The sequence below is a fragment of the Mycobacterium sp. NPDC004974 genome, from assembly GCF_053600815.1.
This window is the reverse complement of the sequence record NZ_JBSGAQ010000002.1, coordinates 1-17912: the sequence shown is the minus strand read 5'-3', so window position 1 is coordinate 17912 and position 17912 is coordinate 1. Positions and strand designations below refer to the sequence as shown.

18 protein-coding genes and 1 pseudogene are annotated in these 17912 nt (G+C 65.8%); 14 read left to right on the top strand and 5 right to left on the bottom strand.

Going from position 1 to position 17912, the window contains the following annotated elements; all coding sequences use genetic code 11:
• The first annotated feature begins 103 nt into the window (after positions 1 to 103).
• Entirely contained in the window at positions 104 to 577 is a 474-nt protein-coding gene (locus tag ACWEFV_RS05055; RefSeq protein ID WP_450069291.1) for a nuclear transport factor 2 family protein, read from the top strand.
• A gap of 8 nt (positions 578 to 585) precedes the next feature.
• Here ACWEFV_RS05055 and ACWEFV_RS05050 read toward each other — a convergent pair whose 3' ends face one another.
• Positions 586 to 1839: an APC family permease gene (locus tag ACWEFV_RS05050; protein WP_450069290.1), complete on the bottom strand. Its 1254-nt coding sequence runs from the start codon at positions 1837 to 1839 to the stop codon at positions 586 to 588.
• A gap of 102 nt (positions 1840 to 1941) precedes the next feature.
• Here ACWEFV_RS05050 and ACWEFV_RS05045 point away from each other — a divergent pair, with 102 nt between their 5' ends.
• Positions 1942 to 2637: a PadR family transcriptional regulator gene (locus ACWEFV_RS05045; RefSeq protein WP_450069289.1), complete on the top strand. Its 696-nt coding sequence runs from the start codon at positions 1942 to 1944 to the stop codon at positions 2635 to 2637.
• Here ACWEFV_RS05045 and ACWEFV_RS05040 read toward each other — a convergent pair.
• Together ACWEFV_RS05040 and ACWEFV_RS05035 are read right to left on the bottom strand one after the other, a co-directional pair.
• Complete coding sequence (locus ACWEFV_RS05040) at positions 2618 to 3469, bottom strand: IclR family transcriptional regulator (protein ID WP_450069288.1); 852 nt, start codon at positions 3467 to 3469, stop codon at positions 2618 to 2620. The two genes, ACWEFV_RS05045 and ACWEFV_RS05040, sit on opposite strands and share 20 nt — an antisense overlap.
• A gap of 119 nt (positions 3470 to 3588) precedes the next feature.
• Positions 3589 to 4779 (bottom strand): acyl-CoA dehydrogenase family protein, encoded by a 1191-nt coding sequence (locus ACWEFV_RS05035; protein ID WP_450069287.1) that lies wholly within the window; start codon positions 4777 to 4779, stop codon positions 3589 to 3591.
• Between the two features lie 279 nt (positions 4780 to 5058).
• Here ACWEFV_RS05035 and ACWEFV_RS05030 point away from each other — a divergent pair, with 279 nt between their 5' ends.
• Genes ACWEFV_RS05030 through ACWEFV_RS04995 form a run of 8 tightly spaced genes read left to right on the top strand, consistent with a single transcriptional unit; the run spans position 5059 to position 14310 of the window.
• Positions 5059 to 5829, top strand: a complete 771-nt coding sequence (locus ACWEFV_RS05030) for an MlaE family ABC transporter permease (protein WP_135452184.1) — start codon at positions 5059 to 5061, stop codon at positions 5827 to 5829.
• Positions 5826 to 6686 (top strand): MlaE family ABC transporter permease, encoded by an 861-nt coding sequence (locus tag ACWEFV_RS05025; protein ID WP_135452186.1) that lies wholly within the window; start codon positions 5826 to 5828, stop codon positions 6684 to 6686. Before ACWEFV_RS05030 ends, ACWEFV_RS05025 begins: the two co-directional genes overlap by 4 nt.
• A gap of 12 nt (positions 6687 to 6698) precedes the next feature.
• Entirely contained in the window at positions 6699 to 7886 is a 1188-nt protein-coding gene (locus ACWEFV_RS05020; protein ID WP_450069286.1) for an MCE family protein, read from the top strand.
• On the top strand, positions 7883 to 8914 hold the full coding sequence (locus tag ACWEFV_RS05015) for an MCE family protein (RefSeq protein WP_450069285.1): 1032 nt from the start codon (positions 7883 to 7885) through the stop codon (positions 8912 to 8914). Before ACWEFV_RS05020 ends, ACWEFV_RS05015 begins: the two co-directional genes overlap by 4 nt.
• Positions 8914 to 9996, top strand: coding sequence for an MCE family protein (locus ACWEFV_RS05010; RefSeq protein ID WP_450069284.1), 1083 nt, complete (start codon positions 8914 to 8916; stop codon positions 9994 to 9996). The genes ACWEFV_RS05015 and ACWEFV_RS05010 overlap by 1 nt, the downstream gene beginning before the upstream one ends.
• Positions 9993 to 11450: an MCE family protein gene (locus ACWEFV_RS05005; protein WP_135452194.1), complete on the top strand. Its 1458-nt coding sequence runs from the start codon at positions 9993 to 9995 to the stop codon at positions 11448 to 11450. The genes ACWEFV_RS05010 and ACWEFV_RS05005 overlap by 4 nt, the downstream gene beginning before the upstream one ends.
• The gene (locus ACWEFV_RS05000; RefSeq protein WP_450069283.1) at positions 11447 to 12721 is read left to right on the top strand and encodes an MCE family protein; all 1275 of its coding nucleotides are present in this window, start codon (positions 11447 to 11449) and stop codon (positions 12719 to 12721) included. The genes ACWEFV_RS05005 and ACWEFV_RS05000 overlap by 4 nt, the downstream gene beginning before the upstream one ends.
• Positions 12721 to 14310: an MCE family protein gene (locus tag ACWEFV_RS04995; protein WP_450069282.1), complete on the top strand. Its 1590-nt coding sequence runs from the start codon at positions 12721 to 12723 to the stop codon at positions 14308 to 14310. The genes ACWEFV_RS05000 and ACWEFV_RS04995 overlap by 1 nt, the downstream gene beginning before the upstream one ends.
• 76 nt (positions 14311 to 14386) lie before the next feature.
• Here ACWEFV_RS04995 and ACWEFV_RS04990 read toward each other — a convergent pair whose 3' ends face one another.
• Positions 14387 to 14902 carry an Rv2253/PknI dimerization domain-containing protein gene (locus ACWEFV_RS04990; protein ID WP_135452200.1) on the bottom strand — a complete coding sequence of 172 codons (516 nt, stop codon included), beginning with the start codon at positions 14900 to 14902 and terminating at the stop codon, positions 14387 to 14389.
• A 164-nt stretch (positions 14903 to 15066) separates the two neighbouring features.
• Between ACWEFV_RS04990 and ACWEFV_RS04985 the strand changes: the two genes are divergently transcribed.
• The 4 genes from ACWEFV_RS04985 (at position 15067) to ACWEFV_RS04970 (ending at position 17306) form a co-directional block, all read left to right on the top strand.
• On the top strand, positions 15067 to 15426 hold the full coding sequence (locus tag ACWEFV_RS04985; RefSeq protein ID WP_135452201.1) for a hypothetical protein: 360 nt from the start codon (positions 15067 to 15069) through the stop codon (positions 15424 to 15426).
• A complete protein-coding gene (locus tag ACWEFV_RS04980; protein WP_450069281.1) occupies positions 15413 to 15865 on the top strand; it encodes a hypothetical protein in 453 nt (150 codons plus the stop codon). The genes ACWEFV_RS04985 and ACWEFV_RS04980 overlap by 14 nt, the downstream gene beginning before the upstream one ends.
• A gap of 146 nt (positions 15866 to 16011) precedes the next feature.
• The gene (locus ACWEFV_RS04975) at positions 16012 to 16692 is read left to right on the top strand and encodes a hypothetical protein (protein ID WP_450069280.1); all 681 of its coding nucleotides are present in this window, start codon (positions 16012 to 16014) and stop codon (positions 16690 to 16692) included.
• Positions 16689 to 17306 (top strand): twin-arginine translocation pathway signal, encoded by a 618-nt coding sequence (locus ACWEFV_RS04970; protein ID WP_450069279.1) that lies wholly within the window; start codon positions 16689 to 16691, stop codon positions 17304 to 17306. The genes ACWEFV_RS04975 and ACWEFV_RS04970 overlap by 4 nt, the downstream gene beginning before the upstream one ends.
• Before the next feature lie 160 nt (positions 17307 to 17466).
• On the opposite strand, the pseudogene ACWEFV_RS04965 reads toward ACWEFV_RS04970, so the two are convergent.
• Positions 17467 to 17912: pseudogene (locus tag ACWEFV_RS04965) on the bottom strand (HNH endonuclease signature motif containing protein); the annotation flags it as partial.

Genomic DNA, 17912 nt, shown 5'->3' with positions numbered 1-17912 from the left:
GCTTCTCCCTGTCGATGGCGAACTCACACTAGAACACAGTCCACTTGCGCTGTAACGTCACTCAAAATTGAAATTCATTCTAGTTCTAGGAGAGAGGCTCAGCATGCCGAAATTCACCCGTGATGAGCTGGCCGGCGCGCTCGATCACTACACCAGGACCGTCGAGGTCTGCTCCAAGACGGGCGACTGGGCTCCGTTCGCGGACCTGTTCACCGAGGACGTCACCTACATCGAGCACGCCTACGGCGTCTTCGAGGGCCGCGAGGCGGTCAGGGAGTGGATCACCGCCACGATGGCGCCGTTCCCGCACATGCGGTTCCCACACACCTGGGTGGCCTATGACGAGGAAAACGGCGCGATCGTGATGGAGATCCTGAATGTCCTCGATCATCCGACCGAGCCCGGGCGTGAGTTCGGCTTTCCCAACGTCACCCGCCTCGTCTACGCCGGGGACAACTTGTTCTCCAGTGAGGAAGACGTCTACAACCCCAACCGGGACGCACCGCGCACCGTCGGTGCGTGGCTGAAGGCCGGCGGGGTCATGCTCGGCGAGGTGCCCGCCGCGAAGCACGCCTGAAATTCACTCTAGTTATGCCCGGTTCGAGTCGTGTATGACCGGACGGCGTAGATCGCCACCCCGACGGCGACCACGACAAGCCCGGTGAGCACCGAGGTCGGGGGCAGTGAGAAGGCCAGCACCAGGCAGCCGATCAGGCCCACGGCCGGCGCCACGCGGGACCACCGGTTCTCGGTCCGCAGCGTCCACGCCGACACATTCGCGATGGCGTAGTACAGCAGCACCGCGAACGACGAAAACCCTATCGCCCCACGAAGATCCGCCACCGCGGCCAGCACTGCCACCATGATGCCGACCAGCACCTCGGCCCGGTGCGGGACGGCGAACCGGGGATGAACGGCGGCCAGCCAGTGGGGCAGGTGATGATCGCGGGCCATCGCCAGGGTGGTGCGCGATACGCCGAGGATCAGGGCCAGGAGTGAGCCGAGTGCCGCCACCGCGGCCCCGGCACGTACCACCGGCTGCCACTGCGGCGCGCCGGCCGCCGCGACCGCATCGGCCAGCGGTGCGGGTGCGGACGCAAGGCCGGATCCGCCGAGCACCGACAGCACGGCGACCGCCACCACGGCGTAGATGACCAGGGCGATACCCAGGGCGATCGGGATCGCACGCGGAATGGTGCGGGCCGGGTCGCGGACCTCTTCACCCAGGGTGGCGATCCGGGCGTATCCGGCGAAGGCGAAGAACAGCAGTCCCGCGGCCTGAAGTACACCGCCGGCACCGACGTCGTCACCGATCCCCAGGCGGGCGGAATCGGCGGCGCCGGACCCGGCGATGATCACCACGACCGCGGCCAGGACCGCCAGCACGCACGCGACGATGATGCGGGTCAGCAATGCCGTCTTCTGGATTCCGGTGTAGTTCACCGCGGTCAGGGCCGCCACCGCGGCCACCGCCACCGCGTGGGCCCATTGCGGCCACACGTACATCCCGACCGTCAGCGCCATGGCCGCACACGACGCGGTCTTGCCGACGATGAAACTCCACCCGGCCGTGTAACCCCAGAACTCGCCGAGGCGTTCACGCCCGTATACGTAGGTGCCGCCGGATTGCGGGTAGCGCGCGGCGAGTCGCGCCGATGATGTGGCGTTGCAGTAGGCGACGACGGCCGCGACGGCGAGGCCGATCAGCAGCGCGCTTCCGGCCGCGGCGGCCGCGGGGGCCAGCGCGGCGAAAATGCCGGCCCCCACCATCGACCCCAGGCCGATCACGACGGCGTCAGTTGTCCCGAGCCTGCGCTGCAGGCCGCCGGGGGTGGTCACCCGGCGATATTAAGGTGTGATCGCCGATGCGGCAGCGCTGGAGTCTCCCGGCCAGCGGTTCACGGGTAACCACGGCGTGACCTCGGTTGTTACGCTCGAGTAGTGGGAGAACCCGAGTCAGCAGCCGCGCCGGCGCTAGCCGCCAATAGTTGGGCGCTGCTCGGGATGTTGTCCTACCAGCGCGAACTCTCGGGCTATGACATCCGCAAATGGCTCCACTACGGCGTGCGCTACTACTACGGCAGCCCGGCCTTCAGCCAGATCTACTCCGATCTCAAGAAGCTCGAGAAGATGGGCTTCCTGACCTCTCGCGAAGATGACAGCGGCCCGCGCAACCGCCGTTTGTACAAGATCACCGAGACCGGCCTCGATGCCGTCACCCGATGGGCGCGGGATACGCCGGCAGATCCTCCGACGCTGAAGCACGCCGCGATAATGCGGGTGACCCTGGGGCACCTCAGTGACCCCACGGCACTCAAGCAGATGCTCGAGGAGCACATCGCCTACGTCGATGAGATGCATCAGGATGCCGCCAAGGGCGCACGATGGGCCGCGGCCGATCCGACATGGACCTACGCCCGGATCGCCCTGGATTGGGCGGAGCGGTATTACGCGTCCGAGCGGGAACTCACCTTGAGGATGATCAAGGATCTCGATGACGCCGATGCGAATTTCCCGAAGGTGGGTGAGGGAATTCCGTTGCCCGGACCCGAATATTGGGAAGAATTCGAGAAGCGAGTGGCCGCCGAAAGCCGCAAATCAGCGCAAGATCGGCGGGCTACGCCAGCTGCAGAGTAGCCCCGGTCCGCGGGTCCGCGGGGCTGGGTGCTGCGGGGCTACCGCGCAGCGGACGCAACGGCTGCAAGGTCGGCGCCGCACGGTCGGGACCGTCTTCCGCGCTGCGCCAGATGCCCATCGCCGTCATCCGCACCGGTGCGGTCAGCCGCTGGTCGAACGTCATCCGGTTCATCGGGCCGCAGACCGACACTGCCGCGACGGCGGCGCCGACCGGGCCGATCGGCGCCGCCACACAACCGAATCCCGGCAGCGATTCTTCGCGCTCGAAGGCCACTCCGCGGGCGCGGGTCTTGGCCAGCTCGGCTGTCAACTGCTGTTCCGTCGCGATCGAGAACCGCGTCTTGCGTGAGGTCAGGCTGATCTCGACGGACGGGTTGTCGGCCAGTATCGCCTTGCCCACCGCTGTGCAATGCGCGGGTTGGCGTCCGCCGACGCGGGTCGGGATGGCGGTCACCATCTGACCACCGATCTTCTCCAGGTACACCACGTCGGAGCCGCAGAGGACCGCGAGGTGGACGACCAGCCCGGTAGCCCGGTGCAGATCGCGCATGAGTGGAATCGCCGCCTGGTGGATGCGGTCCTGATGCAGCGCGAGCGATCCGAGCTCGACCAGTCGCATGCCCAGCTGGTAATCGCGGCCTTCGCGGCGAAGCCACCGCAGGTGGACGAGACGTTCGAGCATGCGGTGCGCCGACGAACGCGGCAGGCCGGTGCGGCGGACGATCTGAGCCAGCGTCAGACATCCGGGCCCGTCGAAGGCATCGAGGACCAGGGAAATCCGGTCGATGACGGCGCTGGGCGTCTCGCCCGTCTTCTCGACAGCCGTTGTCATCAGAAACCTCCCACCGTGAGCTACATGCCTAATCGAAGTATGACTATTAGGAATATGACTGTTTGTAACATAGCAGTGTGGGCGCTGTCACACTAATCGCTGAATGCGGTCGGTGTCTCTCAGATCATCGCGCGCAGCGGGCCCTGTGGGTCCACGCCCAGAGAGCTCAGGGCCGAGGCGTGATAGACCGTGCCGGGAACGTGGATGGCGTGCGCCTGCCCGACGTGGACATCGCGCCAGTACCGCTGCAGCGGCTTGTCCATCCGGGCGGCGTTGCCGCCGCAGCGCGCGAAGATCTCGTCGACCGCTGACACGGCCCGCCACACCGCCCGGACCTGGGTGCGCCGGCCCGCGGCACGGTCCTCGAAAGACACGTCCCCGCCCGAGTCGACGAGGTCGTAGATGCGGTCGACATTGGCCAACAGCTCCTGGCGGGCGGCGTTGATATCCGCGGCGGCCTCGCCGATCGCATACATGACGTACGGATCGTCCTTGATCGCCACTCCGCTGGCATTCGCCCGTTCACGCTGGTAATCGAGTGCGGCCGCCAGCGCGCCCTCGGCGATCCCGATCGTCGCCGCACTGATGCCGAGCGGGAACATCGTCGACCACGGCATCAGGTAGAGGGTGTCGGTCATCCCGGCCTCGCGCTGGGCCGTACCGTCCATCACCTTCGTCGCGTCCATCGTCCGGTACGAGGGAACGAAGGCGTCGGTGACGATGACGTCCTTCGAGCCGGTTCCGCGCAGGCCCACCACGTTCCACGAGTCCTCGACGATCTCGTAGTCCCGGCGCGGCAGGATCATGTGCAGCATCTGCGGCGGCATCAACGGCTTGCCGTCCGCACCGCCGAGCATGGCGCCCAGGAAGATCCAATCGCAATGGTCGGTGCCCGAGCTGAACTGCCAGCGGCCAGTAAGGAGGTAGCCGCCGGCGTTCCCTTCGATGGGCGTGGCCACACCCTGGGGCGCATACGGCGAGGCGACCCAGGTGTCCACGTCATCGGCCCAGATCTCGGCGGCGACCCGGGGATCGGCGTAGGCCAGCTGATAGGGATGGACACCCACCACACCGTTGATCCAGCCGGCGGCCGGGTCGAGCGCCGCGGTGGCCATCACGGTTTCGGCGAACTCGCGCGGATGGACCTCCAAGCCGCCGTGGGACTTCGGTTGCAGCAGCCGGATGTTGCCCACCGACTTCATCAGCTTGACCGTCTCATCGGTGAGCTTGCCGATCTTCTCCGCCTCGGGGCCCTGGCTGCGTAGTTGATCGGCGTTCTCGCGCACTCGGTCGATCACCCGGTCGGTCATCATCTCGTCCTATCCGTCGAGGGCTGTCATAGATGGTGTACCGCTTCGCGCCGGTGATGTGGCCTGAGTCTCAGTGAGTGAAATTTGTTGCCATATCTGCGCGGGGGTGTGCTTCCGGCGGGCCGGCGAAGGACGCTTCTGCTCCCCGTCGCGTCGGTCTCCCGATAGGCGGGATACGCCATGCCAAGCCCCGAAATTAACTGCGATTGTTCCTGGTCGATACGAGTGGTCCGGGTCATACGACCCCTCGCGTGATTCACACACAGAACGGAGAATCCGATGCTGCAGCGACAACTCGCCGGCCCACTCGAAGGGGTGGGTGGGTTGTTCGCCATGTCGGTGGACGCCGCGAGATTCGTGGTTCGCAGACCCTTCCAATGGCGTGAATTCCTCGACCAGTCCTGGTTCGTGGCACGGGTGTCGATGGCGCCGACCCTCCTGGTGGCGATCCCGTTCACCGTGCTGGTGTCGTTCACCTTGAACATCCTCCTTCGCGAGCTGGGTGCGGCAGACCTCTCCGGGGCGGGTGCGGCCTTCGGTGCCGTGACCCAGGTCGGACCGATGGTGACGGTGCTGATCGTGGCCGGCGCCGGGGCCACCGCGATGTGCGCCGACCTCGGGTCCCGCACCGTGCGTGAAGAGATCGACGCCATGGAGGTTCTGGGCATCAACCCGATCCAGCGCCTGGTGACCCCCAGAATGCTCGCATCAGGGCTGGTCGCCTTATTGCTCAACAGCGTCGTCGTGATCATCGGAATCCTTGGCGGATACCTGTTCTCGGTGTTCGTCCAGGACGTCAACCCCGGTGCGTTCGCTGCGGGCATCACCCTGCTCACCGGCGTTCCCGAGGTGATCATCTCCTGCGTCAAGGCCGCGTTGTTCGGCCTGATCGCCGGCCTGGTCGCCTGCTACCGCGGTCTGACCGTCTCGGGCGGAGGCGCCAAAGCGGTGGGCAACGCCGTCAACGAAACAGTGGTGTACGCCTTCATGGCACTGTTCGTCGTCAACGTGGTGGTCACCGCCATCGGCATCCAGATGACGACCCGATGACGGCATCGACGGCGGTACTCCAGTCGGCCTACCCGCGACTGTCCCGCGCTGTGCGACGGCCCGGCGCCGTGCTGAGCGGCATCGGTGACCATGTCCTGTTCTACGGTCGGGCCCTGGCGGGCGTGCCGTTCGCGGCTGCGCACTACCGCAAGGAAGTCGTCCGGCTGATCGCTGAAATCAGCATGGGCGCAGGAACATTGGCGATGATCGGCGGAACCGTCGTCATCGTCGGGTTCCTGACCCTGGCCACCGGCGGGGTCCTGGCGATCCAGGGTTACAGCTCGCTGGGCAACATCGGGATCGAAGCGCTCACCGGGTTCCTGGCGGCCTTCATCAATGTCCGGATCTCGGCGCCCATCGTCGCCGGTATCGGTCTGGCCGCCACCTTCGGTGCCGGCGTCACCGCGCAGCTCGGCGCGATGCGGATCAACGAAGAGGTCGACGCCTTGGAGTCGATGGCGATCCGGCCGGTCGAGTACCTGGTGTCCACCCGCATCGTGGCCGGGATGATCGCCATCACGCCGCTGTACTCGATCGCGGTGATCCTGTCGTTCCTGGCCAGCCAGTTCACCACCGTTGTGCTGCTCGGGCAGTCGGGCGGTCTGTACGGCCACTACTTCAGCACCTTCCTCAACCCGATCGACCTGCTGTGGTCCTTCCTGCAGGCGCTGCTGATGGCGCTGGCGATCCTGTTGGTGCACACCTACTACGGCTTCTTCGCCACCGGGGGCCCGGCCGGCGTGGGAGTGGCGGTCGGAAACGCGGTGCGGACGTCGCTGATCGTGGTCGTCTCGATCACGCTGCTGATCTCGCTGGCCGTCTACGGCTCCAACGGCAACTTCAACCTCTCCGGCTAGAGAAGGCATCTGATGTCGCGTGACGCTAAACGTCAACTGAGCGGACTGATCACGGTGGTGGTGATCGCCGCGATCATCGTCGGCGCCATCGTGGCGTTCCGCGGTGGGGTCGCGCCCACAGCGTCGGTGACCGTCATCTCTCCGCGCGCCGGTCTGGTGATGAATCCCGACGCCAAGGTCAAACTGCACGGTGCGCAGGTCGGCAAGGTCGTCGCGATCGAAGCACTGCCTGACGGGCAGGCGGCCCTCCGGTTGGCGATGAACCCTGATGACCTGCAGCTGATTCCATCCAACACCGGTGTCGAGATCGCCTCGAGCACCGTGTTCGGCGCCAAGTTCGTCCAACTCGTGCCACCGCCGAAGCCGTCGCCGACATCGATGTACGCCGGCCAGGTTCTCGATGCGACGCACACCACCGTCGAGATCAACACGGTGTTCGAGCAACTGGTGACGGTGCTGGCGCAGATCCAACCGGAGAAGCTGAACGAGACGCTCGGCGCGATGGCCCAGGCGATCGACGGTCGCGGTGACAAGCTGGGGCAGACCCTGGTCGATCTGGACGCCCTGCTGGCCAAGATCGCCCCCAGCCTTCCCACGCTGAGCCATGAGATGGCTGTCGCACCACAGGTGTTCAACGCGTACGCCGACGCCGGACCGCAGTTGATGGACACCGTCCGCAATTCGACGCAGCTCAGCAACACGATCTTCGATCAACGGAACGATCTGGATGCGTTGCTCGTCAGCGCGATCGGGCTGGCCGACGTCGGCAACGACGTGGTCGCGACCAACAGTGCTGCGGTGACCGACGCCATGCGACTGCTGGTGCCGACCACGAACCTGCTCAACCAGTACAACCCGGCGCTCAACTGTGCGCTGAAGGGCTTGGAGCCGTTGGCCCTCGGTCCGCCGACACCGTTGCCGGGCGTCATGCTGCTGGACTCGTTCCTGCTGGGCACCGAACGCTACCGCTACCCGGGCAACCTGCCGAAGGTCGCCGCCACCGGCGGCCCGCAGTGCCAGGGCCTGCCCGAGGTCGGTTTCGAGCAGCGGCCGCCGTTCATCGTGACCGATATCAACGCCAACCCCGCGCAGTACGGCAATCAGGGGATCCTGTTGAACTCCGACGCACTCAAGCAAGCGCTGTACGGCCCGCTCGACGGCCCGCCACGCAACACCGCCCAGATAGGACAACCGGGATGACGCGCAGCCGCGGGACCGCTGTGAAGTTCGGCGTGTTCGGACTGACGATGCTGCTCTTGACCGGAGCGCTGTTCGCGATCATGGGCCAGTACCGCACCGGGTCGACGAACGGTTATTCGGCCATGTTCACCGATGCGTCCAGCCTGAAGGCCGGTGACTCGGTACGTGTCGCCGGTATCCGCGTCGGTACGGTCAATGACGTTGCCCTGCAGCCTGACAACAAGGTGCTGGTGCACTTCGACGCGGACCGCGAAGTCGTCATGACGACTGCCACCAAGATCGCGGTGCGCTATCTGGACCTGGTCGGCAACCGGTATCTGGAGCTGCTCGACAGTCCTGGCTCGACCAAGCTCCAGCCGCCCGGGTCACAGATACCGGTCGAGCGCACCGAGCCGGCACTGGATCTCGACCTTCTCCTCGGCGGGCTCAAGCCCGTCATCCAGGGGCTCAACGCCCAGAACGTCAACGCCCTGACCAACTCGTTGATCCAGATCCTGCAGGGCCAGGGCGGCACGGTGGAATCGCTGATGGCCCACACGACTTCGTTCACCCAGGCACTCGCCGACAACGGACAGACCGTGCAACAACTGATCGACAACCTGAAGACCGCCGTGGCAACGGTTGCCAAGGACGGCGACAAGTTCTCGGGTGCTGTCGAGCAACTGCAACAACTCATCACGGGTCTGTCGCAGGAACGCGATCCCATCGGAGAGGCGATCAACGCCCTGGACAACGGCACCGCCTCCCTGGCGGATTTGATGACACAGGCCCGGCCTCCGCTGTCGGGCACCGTCGATCAACTCACCCGCCTGGCGCCGTTGCTCTCCAACGAGGACGACATGGCGCGGCTGGATCTGTCGTTGCAGAACGCGCCCAAGAACTACCGCAAGCTGGTCCGGTTGGGCGCTTACGGCAGCTTCATCAACCAGTACGTGTGTGGCATGAATGTCCGCGTCACCGACCTACAGGGGCGTACCGCGTACTTCCCGTGGATCATCCAGAACTCCGGACGCTGTGGGGAGCCCTGATGCTGAAATACCGTGGATCGCACCTCATCCGGAGCGGACTCATCGGCATCGTGCTGATCGCGATGATCATCGCCGTCGGTCTCCAGCCGCAGGCGCTGTGGTCATGGGCCACTTCGGTCAAATACAACGCACTGTTCGCCGAGGCAGGTGGGCTCACCACCGGTAACGACGTCAAGATCTCCGGAGTCACCAAGGGCCTCGTCACCGATGTCAGCCTGAGCCATGGGAAGGCGTTGGTGACCTTCACCCTCGACAGCAAGGTCCGCCTCGGTTCCGACACCACGGCGCACATCCGCACCGGGACGATGCTCGGTGCCCGGATGCTGACCCTGGAACCGGCCGGCGCCGGCACGATGCACGCTTCGGAAACGATCCCCATCACCAGGACGGCGTCGCCGTATTCGTTGACCAACGCCGTCGGCGACTTCACGAACAACACGGCCGGCACCGACACAGCGGCGCTCACCCAGTCCCTGGATACGTTGTCGGACACCATCGACCGGATGGCGCCGCAGCTGGGGCCCACGTTCGAAGGCCTGTCCCGGTTGTCGGAAACGCTGAACAGCCGCAACGAGTCCCTGTCCAATCTGCTCAAGAGCGCCGCCGATGTGACCGGCATCCTGTCGAAGCGAAGCGAGCAGGTCAACACGCTGTTGCTGGACGCGAACGCGTTGACCGGGGTGCTCGACCAACGCCGGTACGCGGTCGTCAACCTGCTGGCCAACACCTCGGCGCTGTCCCAGCAGCTTTCCGGACTCGTCCACGACAACGAAGAAGAGCTCGCACCCACCCTCAAACAGCTCAACTCGGTGAGCGCGATGCTCGAGAAGAACCGTGACAACATCGCGGGCGCATTGACGGGCCTGGCCAAATACCAAGTCACCCAGGGTGAATCGGTGAACAACGGCTTCTACTACAACGCCTTTGTCTCGAACCTCAATCCTGCGCAAACCATCCAGCCGTTCTTCGACTACGCCTTCGGATTCCGGCGCGGTACCAACGCCGGACAACCACCGGACAATGCCGGCCCACGCGCCGAATTCCCCTTCCCCTACAACGGCATTCCTGGAGGAAGTCGATGATCGCCCGCAACCGGAAGAGGATCAGCCGCGTCGCGCTGGTGCTGCTCGCCGTGCTGGCGCTGGCCGGCACGGTGGTGATCGTCCGGCAGACCGTCTTCAAGCCGACCACCATCACCGCGTACTTCACCTCGGCCACCGCGATCTACCCGGGTGACGAGGTTCGCGTCGCCGGGGTCAAGGTCGGCTCCATCAAGAGCATCGAACCGGTCGGTGGGCAGGCGCGGATGGTCCTCGCCGTCGATCGTGGGGTGAAGATCCCGGCCGATGCCAAGGCAATCCTCATGGCGCAGAACCTCGTTGCCGCCCGGTACGTCCAGCTGACCCCGGCCTATGAAGATGCCGGTCCGACGATGGCCGACGGTTCGCAGATCGGGGTGGAACGCACCGCGGTGCCCGTCGAGTGGGACCAGGTCAAGGACCAGCTGATGCGGTTGGCGTCCGATCTGGGGCCGATCAACGGAGCGTCGGCCACCTCGCTGAGCCGCTTTGTCGACAGTGCCGCCGCGGCCATGGACGGCAACGGCGAGAAACTGCACGAGGCCATCAGCCAGTTGTCCGGTGTCGCAAAGATTCTGGGCCAGGGGAGCGGCGATGTCGTCGGCATCATCAAGAATCTGCAGGTCTTCGTGACGGCGCTGCGGGACAGCAACGCCCAGATCGTGGAATTCCAGGGCCATCTCGCGAACGTGACCAGCGTCGTCGACGGGAGCCGCTCCGATCTGGACGGCGCCCTGACGAACCTGGCCGACGCCGTCGGCAACGTCCGGCGATTCGTCGCAGGCAGCCGTGACCAGACGGCCGAGCAGCTGGAGCGGCTGACCAACGTCACGCAGAATCTGGTGGACAACAAGACCAAGCTCGAGAACGTCCTGCACGTCGCGCCCAACGCGATCGCCAACGGCTACAACATCTACAACCCCGACAGCGGTACCGCAGTCGGCGCATTCTCGCTGGCGAACTTCTCCGATCCGTTATCTGTGGTGTGCTCGGCGATCGGCGCGGTCAAGAATGCCACCGCAGCGGAATCGGGCAAGTTGTGCGCGCAGTACCTCGGACCGGCCCTGTCGCTGCTCAACTTCAACCACATGCCGATGCCGTTCAACGCCTATCTGAAGAAGTCGCCCAGCCCGGAGAATCTGGTGTACACCGATCCCAACCTGGCACCGGGCGGGGCCGGCGGGCGTCCGCAGCCGTACGAAGATCTACCGCCTGCCGTGTCGGCCTACACCGGCGCCGATGACATGGCGCCACCGGCCGGATGGGGTGCGACCCCGGGGGCACCTGGTGCGTACGCACCCAACGGACTGCCCGCGAATACCTCGCCCGCGGCCTATCCCGGATCGCCGATCGTCTCGGACCCGCCCGTGCAAGCACCGAAGACATTGCGGGACATGCTGCTTCCTGCCGAAGCTGCACCGGTCCCCGCACCGCCCGCCCCAGGAGGCACCCCATGATCACTCGGCGGTCGCTCACGCGCCTGACCGCGGTAGCCGCCTGCTCGGTGGCCACGCTGACCGGATGTGCGTTCCACGGGCTGAACTCCCTGCCCCTGCCCGGCACCGTGGGGCGCGGGCCGGACGCGACGGTCTATCACGTCGAACTCGCCAATATCGGGACACTGGAATCCAATTCGCCCGTGATGATCGGTGACGTCATCGTGGGCAGCGTCTCCCGCATGGTGGTCAAGGGCTGGCATGCGGACGTGGAGGTCTCGGTCAAGCCCGACGTCGTCGTTCCGGCCAACGCGATCGCCACCGTCGGGCAGACCAGCCTCCTGGGCTCCATGCACATCGCCCTCGATCCGCCGCTCGGGCAGTCTCCGTCCGGGCGGCTTGCCCCGGGCGCCACCCTCGAGCTCAACCAGACTTCGACATATCCGTCGACCGAACAGACCCTGTCATCGCTGTCTGTGCTCGTCAACGGCGGAGGCCTGGGCAAGATCGGTGACCTGGTCACCGAATTCAACGCCGCGCTGAACGGCCGCGAAGACAAGATCCGCGACCTACTCACCCGGCTCGACGACGTCGTCGGCATGTTCGCCAACCAACGGGACGACATCAACGCCTCCATCACGGCACTGAACCGGCTGGCCGGCACGCTGGCCGGACAGCAGGAGGTGATCACCACGGCGTTGAACCGGATACCGCCGGCACTGGACGTCCTGGTCAAGGAACGCCCGCGCATCACCACCGCGCTGGAGAAGTTCGGGAAGTTCAGCGACACCGCGACCAATCTCGTCAACGCGACGCGGGACGACCTGCTGACCAACCTGCGCAACCTCGAACCGACGGTAAAGGCGCTGGCCGACGTCGGCCCGAATCTGGGCACCGTGCTGGCGTTCGCGCCGACATATCCCTACCCGCAGAACTTCATCGACCGGGCGATCCGCGGGGACTACCTCAACCAGTTCATCACCTTCGACTTCACGATTCCGAGGCTGAAGCGGGGATTGTTCCTGGGCACCCGGTGGGGCCAGGAGGGGCTGCCCCTCACCCCGGCGCCCGGCGACCCCTTCTTCGCCAACTACACGAAGGACCCGCTCGGCATGCCACTGACGCCGCCACCGGCCGCGGTGGCCACCGTGCCGCCGCTGATCGACCAGGCTCCGGCCAATGGTCAGGCGGCCCCGGTGGACCAGGCCGCGGCGCCCGCACCGGAACCGCAGCCCGATCCGCCTGCGGCAGTGGCGCCTTCTGACCCCGTAGCGCCGAACGGAGGCAACTGATGCTCACCCGTTTCGTCCGAATCCAGCTGGCCATCTTCGCGGTGGCGTCGGTGATCGGCATGGCCCTGATGGGCATCGTCTACCTGCAGGCCCCCACCCTCCTGGGCATCGGGCGAATGACGGTGACCCTGCAACTGCCGGGAACCGGTGGGCTCTACCAGTTCTCGAACGTGACCTATCGCGGTGTTCAGATGGGGAAGGTCACCGAGGTGCGGCCCACCCGGGACGGAGCGGAAGCGACACTGTCGCTGAACACTTCACCCAAGATTCCCGCAGACCTGCACGCAGCGGTCTTGAGCGTGTCGGCAGTGGGCGAGCAGTACGTCGATTTGCAACCCCGCAACGACTCGGGACCGTATCTGCACGACGGCTCGGTGATCCCGGCGTCGAACACATCGATCCCCCAGGCCGTCGGGCCGATGCTCGATCAGGTCAGTTCACTCATGGGCAGCATCCCCAAGGACAAGATCAGCCCGCTGCTCGATGAAACCTTCAAGGCCTTCAACGGCTCTGGAAACGATATGGGGGCGTTGCTGGACTCCTCGTCGAGACTGATCGCCGAGGCGAACGCCGCGTCCGATCAGTCCCGTGCGCTCATCGATGACGGCGCGCCACTTCTCGACGGGCAGGCCGAATCGGTCGATGCGATCCGTACCTGGGCTCGCAGCATGGCCGGAATCACCAAGCAGGTCGCCGACGACGACCAGCACGTGCGCACCCTGCTCAAGGAAGGGCCGGGAGCCGCAGACGAAGCCTCCCGCTTGTTCAATCAAGTCAAACCCACGCTGCCGCTGTTGCTGGCCAACCTCACCAGCCTGGGCCAGGTCGGGGTGACCTACCACCCGTCGCTGGAGCAGCTACTGGTGCTTCTGCCGCCGTCGATCTCGGCGACGCAGTCATACGGTGCGCCGAAGAACAATCCAATCGGAATGTCGTTGGGAGACTTCACTCTTACGATGGGCGACCCGCCGGCGTGCACCGTCGGGTTCCTGCCGCCGTCGTCGTGGCGGTCTCCGGAGGACACCACCGACATCGATACCCCCGACGGGCTGTACTGCAAGCTGCCGCAGGATTCGCCGATCGGCGTCCGGGGCGCCCGTAACTACCCGTGCATGGGGAAACCTGGAAAGCGGGCTCCCACAGTCGAAATCTGTGACAGTGACCGACCTTACGAGCCATTGTCGATGCGGCAGCACGCCCTCGGCCCCTACCCGATCGATCCCAACCTGCTCGCTCAGGGGATCGCGCCGGACTCCCGCGTCGATCATGACAAGTTCATCCACGGCCCCATAGAGGGCACGCTACGTCCGCCGGCCGCGGTGCCGCCGGGGGAGGCGCCGCCGCCTGCCGAGGCGCCTGCCGCACCGCCGGCCGAGGCACCGGCTGCTGAGGCACCGCCGAGCCCGGATGCTCCGACAGTGGCGCCAAGTGCGTTCAGCCCAGGCGAATCTGCCGGGCCATCGGTTGCGATCGCCACCTACGATCCGCAGACGGGTCGGTACGCCACCCCGGACGGCAAGGTGTACCGGCAGTCCGACCTCGTACCGCGCACCGGTGAGCAGACCTGGCAGGACCTGTTCACCACCTGATCCGAAAAGCCCCCGCAACGGGATTCATTGCGGGGGCCGGTACCGGAACTGGCCGGACAGCTGAAAAGCTGTCCGGTCAGGCCGTTTTCACGAGTTTGAACGGCATCGTGATGAACACCACCTTGCTGGTGCCGCACGACCCGCTGACGCCGGTGGTCGAATCCTCGCCCACCAAGGTGGTCGACGCCGGATCGACTGCGGTGGCGCTCTCGTTCGAGGGGAAGAAGCGGTAGACCTGCAGACCCGGGCCGGCGGTGCCGTCGCCGCACGTCTGCCAGTTGTCCACCGTCCTCTTGACGTACCAGACGCCGCTCTTCTTGTAGATCGGTGCGCTCCAACCCCAGTCGGTGTCGACCGTGCCGGTGCATTCGCTCGGGTAACTGCATGTCGTGGAGATCGTCCAGGTGCCACGAATGCTGGCCTCGTCGTGGAAGATGTCGTTCGACTTGGCCCACTCACCGTTCGACGTGGCGATGTACGTCCCGTTGAGACCCCAGTTACTCGGAGATGCCTCGGCGACAGGGCTGCACAAACCGCCCACCACAGCGGCGGTAAGCACCCCTGCCCCAATGAATGCCGTCGACACCCGCATCACCAAACTCCTCCGTACACCGGCCACCGGCGGTCGCCGTGGCAAGCCTTCACTGTCCAACTTCTGGCGCCTTTTGACGGACAACCTCCCACCTAGTGGGCAATGCGATGGCAGCCGGATTCGGCCGTGCCACAGTGTCGTGCGTGCGGATACCGTTGGCAGCCATGGCAGGTCTGCTCGTCGCGGGGGCGATGACCGCCCCCGCCCCGGCGAGCGCAGAACCTGCCGGATGCAGTGAACCCTCGTGCGTACCCGGGATCGTCGGCGGGGTCGTGCTCGGCGCGCCGTGTGGGGATACGGCGTACTACGTCTTCGGCACCACCTCGTGGGGCCGGCTGGTCTTCTGCGGGTCGCCGCGCCGGTACGAGCCGCGTTACTTCCGGTCACCGCCTCTGAAAGGCATTCGCGAGGAGAACACCCCATGTACCGGCTTCGAAAATTCCGTCGCCCAGGCGCCCGACGGGCTCTTCTTGACTTGTGTGTCCAGTGACGGCGCGAGCAGGTGGCTTCGTGGCGATCTCTGACGCGTCAGGTGGTGCGGTGTCGAGGCGCCGCGCGGGCGCGGTGCTGGCCGTCGCGCTCGGTGCGTGCCTTCCGTTGGCGACACCGGCACATGCGGACGAGGGCCCGTTGCTGCACCGCGTGACCTACACCGTCACCGCCGAGGAGCCGACGACCGTCGGCATCTACTTCCGCGAGGTCGACCCACCGACGTGGGCGGACTACAGCCACAACCCGTACGAGTTCAGCCCCAAGGACGACCTCACGCTGGAACCGGGCGAGCCATGGATCCGCGAGACCACGCTCGCCGACCCCATGAAATGGGCCATGGTCACCGTCAGCACCGCCGGGCTGGCTCCGCAATCTCCGCGCGCCCTGAGTTGCGAACTGGCCATCGACGGAGTCGTCGTCGACCGTGCTGCCGGCCCCAAAGGGGCGTTGTGTTCGCTGCGGAACTGGTGATCGGCGCGCTGGTGACCGCTGGGTGGGACAGCGGCGCCGACGCGGCCCGTCGCCGCACTACCGTGCGGCAGCAGTCACATCGGCCATGAGGCGACCGCAGTAACTGGTGCCATCCGCGACTGGCCGAGACCAACCGGAGGTGCACTATGCGGTTACTCAGCCGCTCCGACCAGGAAACTGAGACAGCCGAACTCGACGAGGCCGACGAGGTCACTTCGCAGCTGAGCGACGACGACCTGGAGTTGCCGGATCAGGTTGAAACCTCCGACCCCGCCGATGAGGACGAGGACCAGGACGAGGACGGGGACCAACCGTCGGACGCGGGCGGAAAACGTAGATGGCGTCCGCGTCTCGCGACGTTGCTCGCCGGCATCGCCATCCTGGTCAGCGGTGCGTTGCTGGCGGCCGGCGGATACATGATCTGGTCTCACCAGCAGGCCGACCGTGAGCAGCAGCGCCGCGCGGAATTCGCGGCCGCCGCGTCGCAGGCCGCCGTCACCCTGATGTCGATCGACAGCGCCACGGCACAGCAGAACGTCCAGCAGATCATCGACAACTCGACCGGTCAGTTCAAGGACGATATCCAGTCCACCGCCGAAGATCTGGTGAAAGCGGCGCAGGACTCGAAAGCCACGACGAAGGCGACTGCGAAGGCCTCGGCAGTGCAGTCGATGGACGGGGACTCCGCCGTCGTCCTCGTCGGCACGGCAACCACAGTCAGCAACTCGGCCGGTGCCAATCAGCAGCCGCGGAACTGGCGCTTGAGCCTCACCATGGTCAAAGACGGGGGACAGATCAAGATGTCGAAAGTGGAGTTCGTCCCGTGAGCGCAACAACAGCCGAAGCTGATATCGAGGAGTCAAAGGCCGACTGTGCCAGCGAGATCGAGGCCGAGCAGACGGTAGCCGATGAGGGTGCCGCCGAGGGTGCCGCTCCCCGGGAGCGGTGGATCCATCGCGTTGCCCGGCGATGGCGACCGATCGCGGTCGTCTGCGTGCTGCTGGCTTCGGCGAGCTCTGCCGCGGCACTCTATTTCGCCATGTATCGCGTGGATCATGGGATCGCCGCCGCGTCCACGACGGTGGTCGACGCGGCGTCCGACGGTTCGGTGGCGTTGTTGTCTTATGCGCCAGACAGTTTGGATCAGGACTTCGCCGACGCGCGTTCCCGCTTGACCGGCGATTTCTTGACGTACTACAGCGAGTTCGCCGACAAGTTCGTGGCGCCCGCGGCCAAACAGAAAGACATCCGCGCCACCGCCTCGGTCGTGCGCGCTGCTCCGATCACCGTGCAGTCCGATACCGCGGAGGTGTTGGTCTACCTGAACCAGGCGACAACCAGCCGCGACAACCCCGAACCGGCACAGGCGGCCAGCGCCGTGAAGGTCGGGCTCACGAAAGTCGATGGGAACTGGCTGATCTCATCGTTCACCCCGATCTAGCCCGCCGAACTGCGTTGTGGTGTGCGCAACGGGGTGGACGCCGCCGCCGGGCGTCATCACATTGCCCATGCGCACATTGCCCACGCACACCACGCTGAGGTGGTCAGGGATTCACTGGCGACTCGACGCGAAGTCGATGGCCCCCGGACATGACGCCTAGCTAGGGACCGCGGACTGCTTTGCCGCTGAGGGCGTGGTTGGTGTTGAGCAGTGTCCAGCCGGGTGGAAGTCCGGGGTCGAGCGGTTCTGGGGCGGATGGTTCGGGGTTCCAGAGGTGTTCGACATTGGGTGTGTTGGGTGTGGGTTGGTCGAAGTCGTTGTCCCAGTCCAGGTCCCATTGCGGGTCCCATTGCAGTTCCCAGTCGGGAGGCTGCTCGGGGTGCTGCTTTGGTTCCGGTTCTGGTTGGTCCTCGGGTGGGGTGAGGAGTAGTTCGGGGCGGTGGTGGTAGTTGATGCGGTGTTGGCCGTGGTCCAGTTCTGGTGGTGGGTGCCATTCGACTTCGCCGTGGTCGTTGATGGTGGTGGTGTAGCCGCCGTTGGTGTGCACGAGGCGGTTGTCGGGGCCGCAGGCCAGGGCCATGTCGTCGACGTTGGTGTTGCCGCCGT

Coding starts and splice junctions, on each gene's coding strand:
- ACWEFV_RS05055 (WP_450069291.1), top strand. CDS start 104: ATGCCGAAATTCACCCGTGATGAGCTGGCCGGCGCGCTCGATCACTAC.
- ACWEFV_RS05040 (WP_450069288.1), bottom strand. CDS start 3,469: ATGACAACGGCTGTCGAGAAGACGGGCGAGACGCCCAGCGCCGTCATC.
- ACWEFV_RS05035 (WP_450069287.1), bottom strand. CDS start 4,779: ATGACCGACCGGGTGATCGACCGAGTGCGCGAGAACGCCGATCAACTA.
- ACWEFV_RS05030 (WP_135452184.1), top strand. CDS start 5,059: ATGCTGCAGCGACAACTCGCCGGCCCACTCGAAGGGGTGGGTGGGTTG.
- ACWEFV_RS05025 (WP_135452186.1), top strand. CDS start 5,826: ATGACGGCATCGACGGCGGTACTCCAGTCGGCCTACCCGCGACTGTCC.
- ACWEFV_RS05020 (WP_450069286.1), top strand. CDS start 6,699: ATGTCGCGTGACGCTAAACGTCAACTGAGCGGACTGATCACGGTGGTG.
- ACWEFV_RS05015 (WP_450069285.1), top strand. CDS start 7,883: ATGACGCGCAGCCGCGGGACCGCTGTGAAGTTCGGCGTGTTCGGACTG.
- ACWEFV_RS05010 (WP_450069284.1), top strand. CDS start 8,914: ATGCTGAAATACCGTGGATCGCACCTCATCCGGAGCGGACTCATCGGC.
- ACWEFV_RS05005 (WP_135452194.1), top strand. CDS start 9,993: ATGATCGCCCGCAACCGGAAGAGGATCAGCCGCGTCGCGCTGGTGCTG.
- ACWEFV_RS05000 (WP_450069283.1), top strand. CDS start 11,447: ATGATCACTCGGCGGTCGCTCACGCGCCTGACCGCGGTAGCCGCCTGC.
- ACWEFV_RS04995 (WP_450069282.1), top strand. CDS start 12,721: ATGCTCACCCGTTTCGTCCGAATCCAGCTGGCCATCTTCGCGGTGGCG.
- ACWEFV_RS04990 (WP_135452200.1), bottom strand. CDS start 14,902: ATGCGGGTGTCGACGGCATTCATTGGGGCAGGGGTGCTTACCGCCGCT.
- ACWEFV_RS04985 (WP_135452201.1), top strand. CDS start 15,067: ATGGCAGGTCTGCTCGTCGCGGGGGCGATGACCGCCCCCGCCCCGGCG.
- ACWEFV_RS04975 (WP_450069280.1), top strand. CDS start 16,012: ATGCGGTTACTCAGCCGCTCCGACCAGGAAACTGAGACAGCCGAACTC.